The sequence below is a fragment of the Neohoeflea coraliihabitans genome, from assembly GCF_019334345.1.
GTDB classification, from domain to species: domain Bacteria; phylum Pseudomonadota; class Alphaproteobacteria; order Rhizobiales; family Rhizobiaceae; genus Pseudohoeflea; species Pseudohoeflea coraliihabitans.
Genome location: NZ_JAHWQX010000001.1, coordinates 120525 through 134382 on the forward strand (window position 1 = coordinate 120525; position 13858 = coordinate 134382).

12 protein-coding genes are annotated in these 13858 nt (G+C 62.7%); all 12 read right to left on the reverse strand.

What is annotated here, in order from left to right; all coding sequences use genetic code 11:
• Window positions 1-17 precede the first annotated feature (17 nt).
• Window positions 18-281: a hypothetical protein gene (locus KY465_RS00655; protein WP_219157351.1), complete on the reverse strand. Its 264-nt coding sequence runs from the start codon at window positions 279-281 to the stop codon at window positions 18-20.
• A 97-nt stretch (window positions 282-378) separates the two neighbouring features.
• Window positions 379-2904, reverse strand: a complete 2526-nt coding sequence (locus KY465_RS00660) for a mechanosensitive ion channel family protein (protein ID WP_219157354.1) — start codon at window positions 2902-2904, stop codon at window positions 379-381.
• Window positions 2905-3006: 102 nt separating this feature from the next.
• Window positions 3007-3552 carry a DUF924 family protein gene (locus tag KY465_RS00665; RefSeq protein WP_219157357.1) on the reverse strand — a complete coding sequence of 182 codons (546 nt, stop codon included), beginning with the start codon at window positions 3550-3552 and terminating at the stop codon, window positions 3007-3009.
• Between the two features lie 117 nt (window positions 3553-3669).
• Window positions 3670-5670, reverse strand: coding sequence for an acetyl/propionyl/methylcrotonyl-CoA carboxylase subunit alpha (locus KY465_RS00670; protein WP_219157361.1), 2001 nt, complete (start codon window positions 5668-5670; stop codon window positions 3670-3672).
• A gap of 42 nt (window positions 5671-5712) precedes the next feature.
• The gene (locus tag KY465_RS00675; protein WP_219157364.1) at window positions 5713-7329 is read right to left on the reverse strand and encodes a carboxyl transferase domain-containing protein; all 1617 of its coding nucleotides are present in this window, start codon (window positions 7327-7329) and stop codon (window positions 5713-5715) included.
• 67 nt (window positions 7330-7396) lie between these two features.
• A complete protein-coding gene (locus tag KY465_RS00680) occupies window positions 7397-8122 on the reverse strand; it encodes a flavodoxin family protein (RefSeq protein ID WP_219157367.1) in 726 nt (241 codons plus the stop codon).
• Window positions 8123-8164: 42 nt separating this feature from the next.
• The gene (locus tag KY465_RS00685; protein ID WP_219157369.1) at window positions 8165-8548 is read right to left on the reverse strand and encodes a DUF1622 domain-containing protein; all 384 of its coding nucleotides are present in this window, start codon (window positions 8546-8548) and stop codon (window positions 8165-8167) included.
• Window positions 8545-9708: an isovaleryl-CoA dehydrogenase gene (locus KY465_RS00690; protein WP_219157371.1), complete on the reverse strand. Its 1164-nt coding sequence runs from the start codon at window positions 9706-9708 to the stop codon at window positions 8545-8547. Before KY465_RS00690 ends, KY465_RS00685 begins: the two co-directional genes overlap by 4 nt.
• Window positions 9701-10315, reverse strand: coding sequence for a TetR/AcrR family transcriptional regulator (locus KY465_RS00695; protein ID WP_219157374.1), 615 nt, complete (start codon window positions 10313-10315; stop codon window positions 9701-9703). The genes KY465_RS00690 and KY465_RS00695 overlap by 8 nt, the downstream gene beginning before the upstream one ends.
• 81 nt (window positions 10316-10396) lie before the next feature.
• A complete protein-coding gene (locus tag KY465_RS00700; RefSeq protein ID WP_219157377.1) occupies window positions 10397-11236 on the reverse strand; it encodes an ABC transporter ATP-binding protein in 840 nt (279 codons plus the stop codon).
• A 78-nt stretch (window positions 11237-11314) separates the two neighbouring features.
• The gene (locus tag KY465_RS00705) at window positions 11315-12634 is read right to left on the reverse strand and encodes an ABC transporter substrate-binding protein (protein ID WP_219157380.1); all 1320 of its coding nucleotides are present in this window, start codon (window positions 12632-12634) and stop codon (window positions 11315-11317) included.
• Between the two features lie 142 nt (window positions 12635-12776).
• Window positions 12777-13856, reverse strand: coding sequence for a branched-chain amino acid ABC transporter permease (locus KY465_RS00710; protein ID WP_219157383.1), 1080 nt, complete (start codon window positions 13854-13856; stop codon window positions 12777-12779).
• Window positions 13857-13858: the final 2 nt, after the last annotated feature.

The window sequence follows — 13858 nt, forward strand, 5'->3', positions numbered from 1 at the left end:
CTGGCGATACGCGAAGCTCAGTCGATGACGGCGACACCGCCGAGAATGTCGACGCTCTCGCTGCCGAGAAAGGTCTCGCGATCTCCCAACGGCATGGTGACGAAACAGCCCGCCGGGCAGATGTCGACGCTCTGGCCGGCATCGATCGTCACTTCGCGTGGCGTGCCGTCCTCGGTGACCACGATCACCTGCGTCTCGCTGTCCTTGTTGGTAAAGGTCGCCGCGAACGCCCCGCCGCCGGAGACGGCGAGAACCATGAGAGAAAGCAATACCCTGATCATAACTGGTCCTTTCACCGCCGACCGGACTGGCTTGGTGTCGCAGCAAGGCCTAGCACCGGCAAACTGAATGCAGACTGAACGAGACCGACGCGCAGCATCACGAATCCGCCTCGCCATCCTCCGGCGCATCGCGCCGCGGCTGACCTCCTGAGCTCTTGGCCGCATCCGGCCCGTCCTGCTCGTCGCTGTCCTTTGCACCCGTGGCGCCGGCAGATTTCGCCAATTGCTGCAGCAACTCGTCCGGGACGTTCTTGAGCGTGAAATTGACGTCGCTCTTGGGGAACGGGATTTCGATGCCCTCGGCCTTGAACCGCTTGTAGATCGCCACGCGCAGATCGTTCTTGACCGCCATCTGCGACAGCACGTCCGCAAGAAACACCTTGACCACAAAATCGAGCGAAGAGGCGCCGAAATCGACAAAATGCACCACCGGCGGCGGATTGCGCAGAACCAGCGGATGCGCCAGAGCAATTTCTTCGAGGATGCGCAATACCTCCTCCGGATCGGCATCATAGCCGGCGCCCACCATCACATCGGCGCGACCAAGGCTGTTGCGGTGGTTCCAGTTGCCCACGGTGCCGTTGATCAGCTCCGAATTCGGCACGATGATCGACTGTTTCTCGAAGGTCTCGATCTCCGTGGCGCGCACCGAGATACGCTTGACGAACCCTTCCGTCGAGCCAGTCTGCACCCAGTCGCCGGCCTTGAACGGACGCTCGGCCAGCAGGATCAGTCCGGAGACGAAATTCGAGACGATATTCTGCAACCCGAAGCCGATGCCGAGCGACAGGGCACCGGCGACAATCGCCAGACTGGACAGGTCGATGCCGGCGGCAAGCACGCCAAACAGGGCCGCAATCACCACACCGAGATAGCCGATGCTGGTCCGGATCGAATTGCGCACGCCCGGATCCATCTGGCTGCGCGCCATCACCGTGCTGTCCAGCCAGCGCTGGAACAGCCGTGTCACGACCACCAGGCCGATGAACAGGACAAGTCCGATCAGGATGCCCGACAGCGAGATCGAGATACCGCCGATCTGGATATTGGTGACGGCTCTGTAGAGCAGCAGCTGAATGTCCTGAATGCGAAAACCCCACTGCAGCAGGATCAGTGGTATCCCGATGATCAGCACCAGCACATCGATGACAAGACCCGCCGCCAGACCGATCTGATCCATGCGCACAGCGCTCGGATTGAAGCGGCGGCTTATTTTCGCCCCCAGCCGGGTTTGCGCGAAATTGCCCGGCTCCATCACCGCATGGCCGGACTGGAAGCCGATATAGATCAGCGCCAGGATCGTGCCGGTCAAAAGGATCTGTTCGGAAATGAACTTCGAAAGACCGACATAACCGCCGAGCGACAGCACCACCATGCCGACGCCGGATACGGTCAGGGCGACCTGCACCCATCGCGGCCATGCGTGACCGGGTGCGGTGATATCGCCGGCCGCGCCGACCATCGGCTTGACCCGCGATGCGCCCACCAGAATGAGGCCGATCAGGATGGTCGCCACCAGGCTGTTGACGACGGTGACGATCACCGGAGACCCGAGAATGCTGCTGATCTTGCCGAGCAGAAAGTCCGCTGCATTGATGAGCGTCATCGCCAGGATGAGGTGATAGATGCGGCGCGCGCCGCGGTTCGTGAACCGGATCAGACGCCAATTCGGCTTGCGTGGCGCCAGGATGCCCTTGGCAACACGCGCGATCAGCACCAGGCCGATGATGGCCGCGGAAAACGCCGACAGCAAAGCCGTGATGTCGTCGCGCAGCACCGAGAAGGCGCTCATCAGGGCAAGGACCGCGAGAAACGCCGCCGCAACGGCAGCCGTGGGCAGGATGGCCGACCAGAAGGCAACCGTCAGGCGCTGCAGGTAGCTCGGCGCCTCATTCGCCGGATCACGGTTGATGAACCGCCCGATAAACCGCGACCCCACCATGCTGATGAAGAGCCCGGTCAGCAGCGACAAGAACACCGAAGCCATCAGGGCTTCGAACTTGAATGTCCAGACAAAGCTGACCCAGCTGCCAACAATGCTCTTGAAGCTGCGCATTTCGCTCGACAGGGCCGATGCCGCCTGGTCGAACAACGCGCCATTGATCGGCGTGCGCTGCGTCAGGGTATCGGCGAACAGAGCCTTGCGCCGCTCGTTGATCATGTCGCCCAGACGGTTGGCGCGTATCGACACCGCTTCTGCCCGCCCGGTCAGCGCATTGATCTGGGCGCGCTCCTTGGCGAGCGCTTCGCGTGCTGCAACGGTCTCGGGCGCTTCCGCCGGCGCGCCTTCCGCCGGCGGGTCGCCGAGGACTGTTGAACGCGCCTTGATCTCGGAAAGGACAGGCCGAAGGCTGACGCCAATCTCCAGCATCTGCTGCGCCAGATCATCAAGTTCGACTTTCAGTTCGACCAGCTGCGCCTCATCCACAGCATCGTCCTCGACCGCCTCGCTCAAGGTCGAAAGACGCGTCTCGGACCGTGCCAGCGCCGTTTCGGCGGCCGCCACAGCGGGCGGCTGGTCGCTTGCCGTGACTGCGTCCTGCGCGATCGCAAGGCCAGGCAATTGCAACAGTGCGAAAAGCAGAAGAAATCCGGCCAGCCGGCGCGCGAAACTGAAAACCATTGTTACCGTCCGTCTTGCTGTTCCGGCCGGGAAAGCCCCGGATGCCGCCGGACAAGATCCATCAGGATGTGCCGCTGCGGCGAACGCGCGGTGGCATCGAACTTAAAATCCTGCACCCGGTTGCGCCAGATAGTCCTCTTCCGCCGGCGTGTTTTCACGCCCCAATATCGCATTGCGATGCGGAAAGCGGCCATGCGTGTCGATCACTTCATAGTGGCTTTTCGCATAGCTGAGATAATTTTCATTGCCGAGCGCCTCGAACAGTTCGACCGAACGCTTCTGATCTTCGATTCGCTCCGAATGTTCGAACGGCATGTAGAAAAATGCGCGGCGGTTGGCATCGACGGATTGGTCGAGCCCGGTCGCCACCGCAACGCGCGCCTCTTTCAGCGCCAGTCCATCCGTGGCGAAGGCGTGCGGACTGTCGCGGAAAAGATTGCGCGGAAACTGGTCGAAGACGAGGATCAGCGCCAGCCTCGCATCGGCATCGGCGCGCCATTCGGCGGAAACCTCGCGCGACAAGGCAAGATGCAGGTCGAGAAATTTGTCACGGATGTCCTGATCGACCGCTTCGTTTTTCATGAACCAGTCCTTCGGCGTCAGCGTCTCGAACCAGTAATCCAGCACCATGCGCGGGGTTTGCGCCATTCCGTCACTCCTTTGCTCCTCGTCCTCAGGGGTGGACCCCTAGCACGAAAGAACGACGTTCAATACCGCCAGCTTCGCCATGACCATTGCCCTGACCATTGCCATGACCACGGCCGGTCACCCCGCATCGGCCGCGCCGGTGAGCATGATCAGAACCGCGCCGTCGCTGACCTGGTCATCGGCCGAGACGAGAACCTCCGCGATCTCCCCGTCGCGCGGTGCCGTGAGTGTCATCTCCATTTTCATCGCTTCCATGATCACCAGCGGCTCGTCCGCAACCACTGCCTGGCCGGCGCTTGCCAGTACCTGCTTGACCACGCCCGGCATCGGAGCCGTGATCTGATCGCCGCCGGCGGCCGCGAGATCGCTGCGCACGGCTTTCGGCAGCATCCGCTCGTGGCTGGCGCCCTCGGCAAAACCGGTCACGCTGCCCGCAAGGCGAATGATCCGCATGCGCCGGCGCACACCATCGATGACCGCGCTCCAGCTCTGCCCGTTGTCGCCGATCTCGAGCTGCGACAGGGTGATGCCATCCGCAAGCCCCTCGCCGCTCACTGTCCACTGGCTGGCGCCGGGCCGGCAGACCACATAGGCACAGATCTCGCCGCCCCGTTCGAGCCGCACCGTGCGCCGTGGCGCTACCCAGTGGGCCCACGGGCCGATGTCTGCCGTCGGAGCATCCTCCGCTGCATCGGTCGGAACCATTCCGGAGGCCGCCAGCGCCATCATCGCCAGCAAGCCCGGCGGTGTCGCCTTCTCGTCGGTCAGGGCAGCCAGGTGCCGGTCGATCAGTCCGGTATCGAGCTGCGCGCAGGCAAAATCGTCCTGCCGCAACAGACGGATGAGAAAACTCAGATTGGTCACCGTGCCGGCAATCTCGGTGCGCGCCAGTGCCCCCGCCAGCCCGTCAAGCGCTTCAGATCGGCTCGGCGCATGCACGATGCCCTTGGCGATCATCGGATCGTAGAACGGCGTGATCGCATCTCCCGCAACCACACCGCTGTCAACGCGCATGCCGCTGCCGAAGGAAAGGTGGCCGATCGTCCCGGTCGCCGGCAGAAATCCGCGCGCCGCGTCCTCGGCATAGATCCGCGCCTCGACCGCATGACCGTTGATCGCCAATTCATCCTGCGCGAGCGGCAGCCGCTCGCCACGCGCAACGCGGATCTGCCACTCGACCAGATCAACGCCGGTGATCAGTTCGGTGACCGGATGCTCGACCTGCAGCCGCGTGTTCATTTCCATGAACCAGAAACGGTCCGGCCTGAGCCCCTCCGAGGCATCGACGATGAATTCCACCGTCCCGGCACCGCGATAGTCGATCGCCTTGGCGGCCGCCACGGCGGCATCGCCCATGGCGGCGCGCATCTCCTCGGTCATGCCCGGCGCCGGTGCTTCCTCGATCACCTTCTGATGCCGGCGCTGCGCCGAGCAGTCGCGTTCGAACAGATGCACGACATTGCCATGGCTGTCGCCGAACACCTGGATCTCGATATGGCGCGGCGTGGCGACATATTTCTCCACCAGCACCCGCTCGTCGCCGAAAGATGCCTTCGCCTCGCGTTTTGCCGACGACAGGGCCGCCGCGAACGCGCCCGGCTCCTCGACCTTGCGCATGCCCTTGCCGCCGCCGCCTGCGCGCGCCTTGATCAGCACCGGAAACCCGATCTCGTTGGCCTTGCCGGCCAGCACCACCAGCTCCTGCGCATCGCCATGATAGCCCGGCACCACCGGCACCTTTGCCTTTTCCATCAGCTGCTTGGCGGCATCCTTTAAACCCATGGCGCGGATCGCGGCGGCCGAAGGACCGATGAAGGTCAGCCCTTCCGCCTCCACCGCCTCGACAAAGGCGGGGTTCTCCGAGAGAAAGCCATAACCCGGATGGATGGCATCCGCCCCCGATGCCTTGGCAGCCCTGAGAACCGACGCCATGTCCAGATAGCTCTGCGCCGCCGGCGCCGGACCGATGCGCACCGCTTCGTCGGCCATGCGCACATGCAGCGCCGCGCAATCGGCGTCGGAATAGACCGCCACTGTCGCAATCCCCATCCTGCGCGCCGTGCGCATGATGCGGCAGGCAATCTCGCCGCGATTGGCAATGAGAATCTTGCTGATCATGATGTCTTCCCTTGCCGGCACCTAATAGCCGGCAACCCAGTACTACATTCTGAACACGCCGAACTTGGTCTCGCCGATCGGGGCATTGAGGGCTGCCGCCAGGCTCAAGGCCAGCACCTCGCGGCTTTTCATCGGATTGACAATGCCATCATCCCACAGCCGCGCCGAGGCATAGAGTGGATGCGCCTGCCGCTCGAACATCTCGATGGTCGGCTGCTTGAATTCGGCCTCTTCCTTCGCCGACCACGATCCGCCCTTGCGCTCGATGGCATCGCGCTTGACGCTGGCCAGCACCCCGGCCGCCTGCTCGCCGCCCATCACCGAGATACGGGAATTCGGCCAGGTCCACAGGAAGCGCGGCGAAAAGGCGCGGCCACACATGCCGTAATTGCCGGCCCCGAACGAGCCGCCGACGATCATCGTGATCTTCGGCACGCTGGTCGTTGCCACCGCCGTCACCAGCTTGGCGCCATCCTTGGCGATGCCGCCGGCTTCATATTTCTGCCCGACCATGAAGCCGGTGATGTTTTGCAGAAACACCAGCGGAATTTTCCGTTGCGAGCACAATTCCACGAAATGCGCCGCCTTCACCGCGCTCTCGGAAAACAGCACGCCATTATTGGCGATCAGCCCGACGGGCATGCCCATCACATGCGCGAACCCGCAGACGATGCTCGTGCCATAGCGCGCCTTGAACTCGTCGAAGCGCGAGCCATCGACCAGACGCGCAATCACCTCGCGGATGTCATAGGGCTGACGCAGATCCTGCGGCACGATGCCGGCGATTTCCGCCGGATCGTAGAGCGGCTCTTCTGCCGCCAGCCAGTCGATCGTTGCGAGCCCGGCCCGGCCCGGCCCGTTGAGATTGCCCACCGCCCGCCGCGCCAGCTCGAGCGCATGCGCATCGTCCTCGGCAAGATGGTCGGCCACGCCCGACAGTCGCGTGTGCACATCGCCGCCGCCGAGATCCTCGGCGCTGACCACTTCGCCGGTGGCCGCCTTGACCAGCGGCGGGCCGGCAAGAAAGATCGTGCCCTGGTTGCGCACGATGATCGTCTCGTCGCTCATCGCCGGCACATAGGCGCCGCCTGCCGTGCACGATCCCATCACCACGGCGATCTGCGCGATGCCCTTGGCGCTCATATTGGCCTGGTTGAAGAAGATGCGTCCGAAATGATCGCGATCGGGAAACACCTCATCCTGGTTGGGCAGATTGGCGCCCCCGGAATCAACCAGGTACACGCATGGCAAATGATTGGCCTCGGCGATCTCCTGGGCGCGCAGGTGCTTCTTCACGGTCATGGGGTAATAGGTGCCGCCCTTCACCGTGGCGTCATTGCACACCACCATGACATCACGGCCCATCACCCGGCCGATCCCGGCAATCACCCCGGCCGCCGCGATCTCGCCGCCATACAGATCATGCGCCGCGAAGGCGCCGATCTCCAGAAACGGTGAGTCCGCGTCAAGCAGCACACGCACCCGTTCGCGCGGCAGCAATTTGCCCCGCTCGAGATGGCGTTGCCGCGCCGCCTCGCCGCCCCCGCGTGCCGTTGTCTCGGCCACTGCGCCGATCTCGGCAACCAGCGCCTGCATCTGCGCCGCATTGGCGCGAAACGCCTCCGAGCTGGTCGAAATCTTTGATGCGATGACGCTCATGCCTGCGCCCGCTCCCGCGGCAGCCAAAGGTACAATTTACGGCTCCCGGATCGATGCTGCGCGTCCGTCACTGCCATTCCTTGCCACTGTTGCCGACTGCCGGAATGCCGCCATTGCTGCGCAGCATCTGCGCCATGTGCATCAGGTTGAAGGACATGAAGGTCAGGTTCTTGCGGGTGAATGTGCTGTCATAGCCGGCATGCTTGCCATCTTCGCCCTCATCGCCATAGGACGGCCCCGGACCGGCCTCGCCGATCCAGCCGCAATCGGCCTGCGGCGGAATGACATACCCGATATGCTGCAGGGCGTAGAGGATGGTCATCGACACATGCTTGATGCCGTCTTCATTGCCGGTCACCATTGCGCCGCCTGTCTTGCCGTAAAAGACATACTGCCCCTCTGCATTGGTCTGGCCGGAATGGGCATACAGACGCTCGATGATCACCCGGCACAGCGAACTTTCCTCGCCGAGCCAGATTGGCGTGCCGATCACCAGAATGTCCGCGGCATCCACCTTCGGCCAGAACTGGTCCGGCCAGTCATCGACCTTGGCGCCTAGTTCGCGCATATCCGGCTGCACGCCGAAGGCAATCTGATGATCGGCAGCGCGCAGATAGCTGACCTCGACCCCGCACCCCTCCATCAGCGCCATGGAATCGCGCATCAGATCTTCCGTGTGCGAGGCGGCCTGGCTGCGCGGCTTCAGCGTTGTGTTGATGAACAACGCCTTCAGACCGCTGAAGCGATCGGCATTGTCGGCCATCAGCTTCTTCTGGATGTCATTCAGGGGCATAAGCAGTCATCCTTTTCTCTCGCAGGGCCCGCCGCAGCGCATCTAGCGTTCCGGCGCCCCTGCTTTCGACAGGGATTCGATTTCCCGTTCCAGGAAAAAACTGATCACCGACCGGATCAAGACAAGCCCCCCGAGGAAAATCAGCCCGTCGAGTTCGAGCGTGATCGCCGTATGGATGACATCGGAGACGATGAGCAATTCCAGCCCGGCAAGAATATAGCTGCCAAGCTCGCGCCGCGCCGTATTCATGATCGAGAGGCGCCGCTCGCCATCGCGTGACGCTTCGCCGCGGATCACGCCGAGGACGAAGCGCAAAGCACCGATCAACAGGACGGCAATGGACAGAAGATCGATGGCGCCGGCCAGCGTTTCCAGCCACACGGTCGCCGCGCCGAACATTTCGCCGCCCTCGACCACCCCGGTCATCGGGTTTCCACCATGATCTCCCGGCCGATCAGCATGCGCCGGATCTCCGAGGTGCCCGCACCGATTTCGTAAAGCTTGGCATCGCGCAGCAGCCGTCCGGTGGCAAAATCATTGACATACCCGTTGCCGCCGAGCGCCTGGATCGCTTCCAGTGCCACCAGAGTGGCCTTCTCCGCCGCATAGAGAATGCAGCCGGCGGCATCCTTGCGCGTCGTCTCACCGCGATCGCACGCCGCCGCCACGGCATAGACATAGGCGCGGCAGGCGTTCATCGTCGTATACATGTCGGCCAGCTTGCCCTGCATCAACTGGAAATCACCGATCGGCCGGTCGAACTGCTTGCGTTCGTGCACATAGGGGACGACCACATCGAGTGCGGCCGCCATGATGCCCAGCGGCCCGCCCGACAGCACCACCCGCTCGTAATCGAGCCCGGACATCAGGATCTCCACCCCCTGCCCTTCCGCGCCGAGCACGTTCTCGAACGGCACCTCGCAATTCTCGAAGATCAATTCGCAGGTGTTGGATCCGCGCATGCCGAGCTTGTCGAGCTTCTGCCCGGTCGAAAACCCGGCCATCTCCTTCTCGATCAGGAAAGCGGTGATGCCGTGCGACTTGGCATCCGGATCGGTCTTGGCATAAACCACCAGCGTGTCGGCGTCCGGCCCGTTGGTGATCCACATCTTGTTGCCGTTCAGCACATAGCGGTCATTGTGCTTTTTCGCCCTGAGCCGCATCGATACCACGTCCGATCCCGCCCCCGGTTCGCTCATCGCCAGCGCGCCGACATTCTCGCCCGAGCACAGTTTCGGCAGATAGCGCTCTTTCTGCTCGCCGGTGCCCCAGCGGTTGATCTGATTGACGCAAAGGTTGGAATGCGCGCCGTAGGACAGGCCGACAGAGGCCGAGGCGCGCGAGATTTCCTCCATCGCCACGCAATGCGCGAGATAGCTCATGCCGGTGCCGCCATGCTCGGGGTCAGCGGTCATCCCGAGCAGGCCAAGCGCACCCATTTCCTGCCACAGCGCGGCGGGAAACTGGTTCGACCGGTCGATTTCGGCCGCCAGCGGCGCGATCTTCTCGCGGGCAAATTTCGACACCGTCTCGCGCAGCGCGTCGACATCCTCGCCAAGTCCGAAATTCATTCCCGTGTCAAACATCAGCAGTTCCTTTCGTCGCGCCGACCATGCGCGTCACCAGCGCGATGTGCAAATCCTCGATGGCGTCGAGCGACAGGCGCCCTTCCTTCTTGTACCAGATGGACATGCCGTTCAACGTGGCAATGATCGCCATGGTCGTCACCTGCGGATCGAGCACCGAGAACGATCCATCGGCCACGCCGCGGTCGATGATGGCGCGCGGGATCGCCTCATAGGCGCGCCGCATCCGGCGGATCTCGCTGAAATTCCCATCATCGAGATTGCGCAGTTCCATATACGAGATGTAGATCTCGCGGTGCCGGTCAAGATGATAGCGCACATGGAACCGGACGAAGGCTTCCAGCGCGGCCCGAGGCGCCTGCGTCCCGGCCTCCGGTTCCGCCTCCCAGGCGGCCAGCAGCGCCTCCATATGCGCCGTCAGGAGATGCTTGAGAATGTCCTGCTTGGTGGCAAAATGATTGTAGATCGCCCCGGCCTGAATTCCCGTCTTGGCGGCGATGGCCCGCATTGACACCGCCGCATATCCATCGCGCGCGAACAGCGTCAGCGCTGATTCCGTCAGTTTCTGCGCCGTTTCGGCACCTGTCGTTCCCGTTCTTCGAGCCATGGCCTGTTCGTTATCCGGTGCCGCATCGCACGCAAACGCCCCATCGTGCCTGCCGTCCCACTTTCCCCAACTTCCCGGTCGTCACGCCAGCCAGCGCTTGCGGCGCTTGTAGTGCTTGACCTCGCGAAACGAGCGCCGCCCCTCGCCGCCGAGGCCGAGATAGAATTCCTTCACATCTTCATTGTTGCGCAGCGCCGCCGCGTCGCCGTCCAGCACGATCCGGCCCGATTCGAGGATGTAGCCGTATTTCGCATAGCGCAGCGCCACATTGGTGTTCTGCTCGGCAAGCAGGAAGGAGACCCCCTGCTCCTCGTTGAGCTTCTTGACGATCTCGAAGATTTCCTCGACCAGTTGCGGCGCCAGCCCCATGGAAGGCTCGTCGAGCAGGATCATCGTCGGGCGGCTCATCAAGGCCCGGCCGATGGCCACCATCTGCTGCTCGCCACCCGACGTATAGCCTGCCTGGCTGCCGCGCCGCTCGCGCAGCCGCGGGAAATAGTCGTAGACCATCTCGATGTCGTCCTTGATGGCCGCGTTGCCGTCGCGCCGGGTGAAGGCGCCGGTCAGCAGGTTTTCCTCGACGGTCAGATGCCCGAAGCAATGCCGCCCTTCCATCACCTGAATGCAGCCGCGCCGCACCAGATCGTTTGGCGACAGGCCCTGAACCTCCTCGCCCTTGAAAATGACCTTGCCCTTCGTCACCTCGCCGCGCTCGGCCTTGAGCAGATTTGAAATGGCTTTCAGGGTAGTCGTCTTGCCGGCCCCGTTGGCGCCGAGGAGTGCCGTGATGCCGCCCAGCGGAACGGACAGCGATACACCCTTGAGAACCAGAATAACGTGGTCGTAGATCACTTCGATATTGTCGACCGAAAGGATCTTTTCGGGCGATGCAATCTCGGGCACGCGTGCTTCCTCGGTCATGTCGATGGTCCGGCCTTGTTGAATGCGGGATGGAACCCGGCCCGCGGCAAAAGCCGCGAGCCGGAATTTTCGAGTGCCTTACTCGGGGCACGGCTCCTCACGCTCCGGCCAGGGCGCGTTGCTGGTGGCATACTCCTTCGAGGCTTCCATCAGGATCGGCGTGACCTTCTCCGTCATCGGCTCGAACCAGTCACTGGCCGGCGTGTATTTCTCGCCATCCCACTCCTGAACGAAGATCGGATTGTGCCCGGAGTGGTTCTTGCAGGTGATCTTCATCGGCGAGATCATGCCCTTGAGACCGATTTCCTCGAGCCGCGCTTCGTCGAGTTCGAGGTTCTCGAGACCAACGCGCATGTCTTCCGCATTGATCACCGTCTTGCCGGTCTCTTCCTGCGCGGTGCGGATCGCCTCGACCATGTAGACGGCGTTGGCGACACCCTTGTTGTACAGGTTCTCGCCAAGCTGGCTCTCGGGCGTTTCGCTGTTGTCCGCATCGATCACCAGCTTCTTGATGTCCTGCAGGGCCGGATAGTCGGCACCGACATTGTTGAAGCTGATCGCCTTGTAACCCTTTGCACCGGCGCCGCCGGCGCGGGCATCATCGTCACCGCCGGCCCACCAAACGCCGATGAATTTCGACATGTCGAAACGATTCTTCACCGCTTCCTTGATCGCCGTCGGGTTCATGGCGCCCCATCCCCACATGATCATGTAGTCGGGCCGGTCGCGGCGCACGCTGAGCCATTGCGACGACTGGTTCTGCATTTCCTTGCCGGCCACCGGGTATTGCTTCACTTCGAAACCGTATTCGGAAGCGAGATCTTCCAACAGCGGGATCGGCTCACGTCCATAGCCGGCATCAAGGAAGATGTAGCCGATCGTCTTGCCGTCGAGATTCTCCATCCCGCCTTCCTGCTCACCGATATATTTGATGATGCCGGAAAGGGCGTCCCAATAGGTGTCCGGCGGGTTGAACACCCACGGGAAGGTCGTGCCGTCTGCCGCCGCCGACAGGCCGTAGGCCATCGACAGGACTGGGATCTTGTCGACCGAGGATTTCGGGATCACCTGCAGCGTGATGCCGGTCGACCAGGGATTGAACACCAGCGTGTTCTTGGCTTTCGCCTGCTCGTAGCACTCGACGCCCTTTTGCGTGTCGTAGCCGGTTTCACATTCGTCGAATTCGATCTTGACGCCGTTGACGCCGCCATCGCGGGCATTGATCATTTTCAGATAGTCCGACATCCCGTTGGCGATGGCGATACCCGAGCCGGCATAGGGGCCGGTGCGATAGGTCGGCAACTGGATATAGACCGAATCGGCCGCCAGCGCCGGTGCGGCAAAGGAAGCCGCAAGCCCGGCGAGCAGCGTGCCTGCCAGCATTGAATTCATGTTCATGTTCTTCCTCCCGTTCATGACCCTTTCGAAGGTCCTGCAACTGAGCCTCGCCATGTCGTCGGGTTCGGCTCCAAAACCCGATGCTATCTCAAGGTCCGGCATTGTTGCCGGCGCAGCCCTCCCGGCCGCTTCCCGTGTTCCCTCAGGCGTAAGGGAACGGCCAGACCCTGAGTTTTTCCTTCCCGATCGCCCACAAACGCGCCAGCCCGTGCGGCTCGACGATCAGAAAGAAGATGATCAGCGCGCCGATGATGATCTGCGCCATCTGGAAAATTGCCTCGGCGCCGATGTCGAACCCCATGGCCGGCAGCCAGACGCGCAACAGGATCGGCAGGATCCAGATGAACGCGGCGCCGAAGAACGATCCGACCAGCGAGCCCAGGCCACCGATGATCGCCATGAACAGGATCTGGAACGACAGGGTGATGGAAAACACCGCCGGTTCCGAGGCGCCGAGATAGAAGAACACGAACATCGCGCCGGCGACGCCGCAGATATAGGACGACACGGCGAAGGCGGAGAGCTTGGCAATCAGCGGCCGCACGCCCATCAGTTCGGCGGCGATGTCCATGTCGCGGATCATCATCCACTGCCGGCCGATGCGCCCGCGGATCAGGTTCTTCATCAAAAGTGTCATGCCGATGACGATTGCCAGCACCACGAAATAGCGCGCCACGCCGCTGGCCGCCGGTCCGGTGATCAGCACGCCGAACAGCGTCTTGCCCGGCACCTCGATTGCCGCCGACGGATTGTAATTGTACAGCCACGGAATGCGGATGAAGCACCATTCGAGGAAGAATTGCGCCGCCAGCGTCGTCACCGCCAGATACAGGCCCTTGATGCGTAGGGACGGCAATCCGAAGACCACACCGACCGCCGCCGCGAAGAAGCCGGACAACAGGATGTGGATGATCACATTCACATCCGGAAAGATCGTCACCAGCTTGTAGCAGGCATAGGCCCCGACCCCCATGAACCCACCGGTGCCCAGCGACAGCTGCCCGGCATAACCGGTCAGGATGTTCAGCCCGATGGTCGCCAGCGCCAGCACCAGAAACGGAATGACGATCGCCGACAGCACGAATTCATTGGCCACGAACGGCACCACCAGCAGCGCCACGGCCAGGATGATCGCCACGCCGATACGATCCTGCCGGATCGGGAAGATCTGCTGATCGGCGGTGTAGCTGGTCTTGAACTGTCCGGTTTCACGATAGAACATGC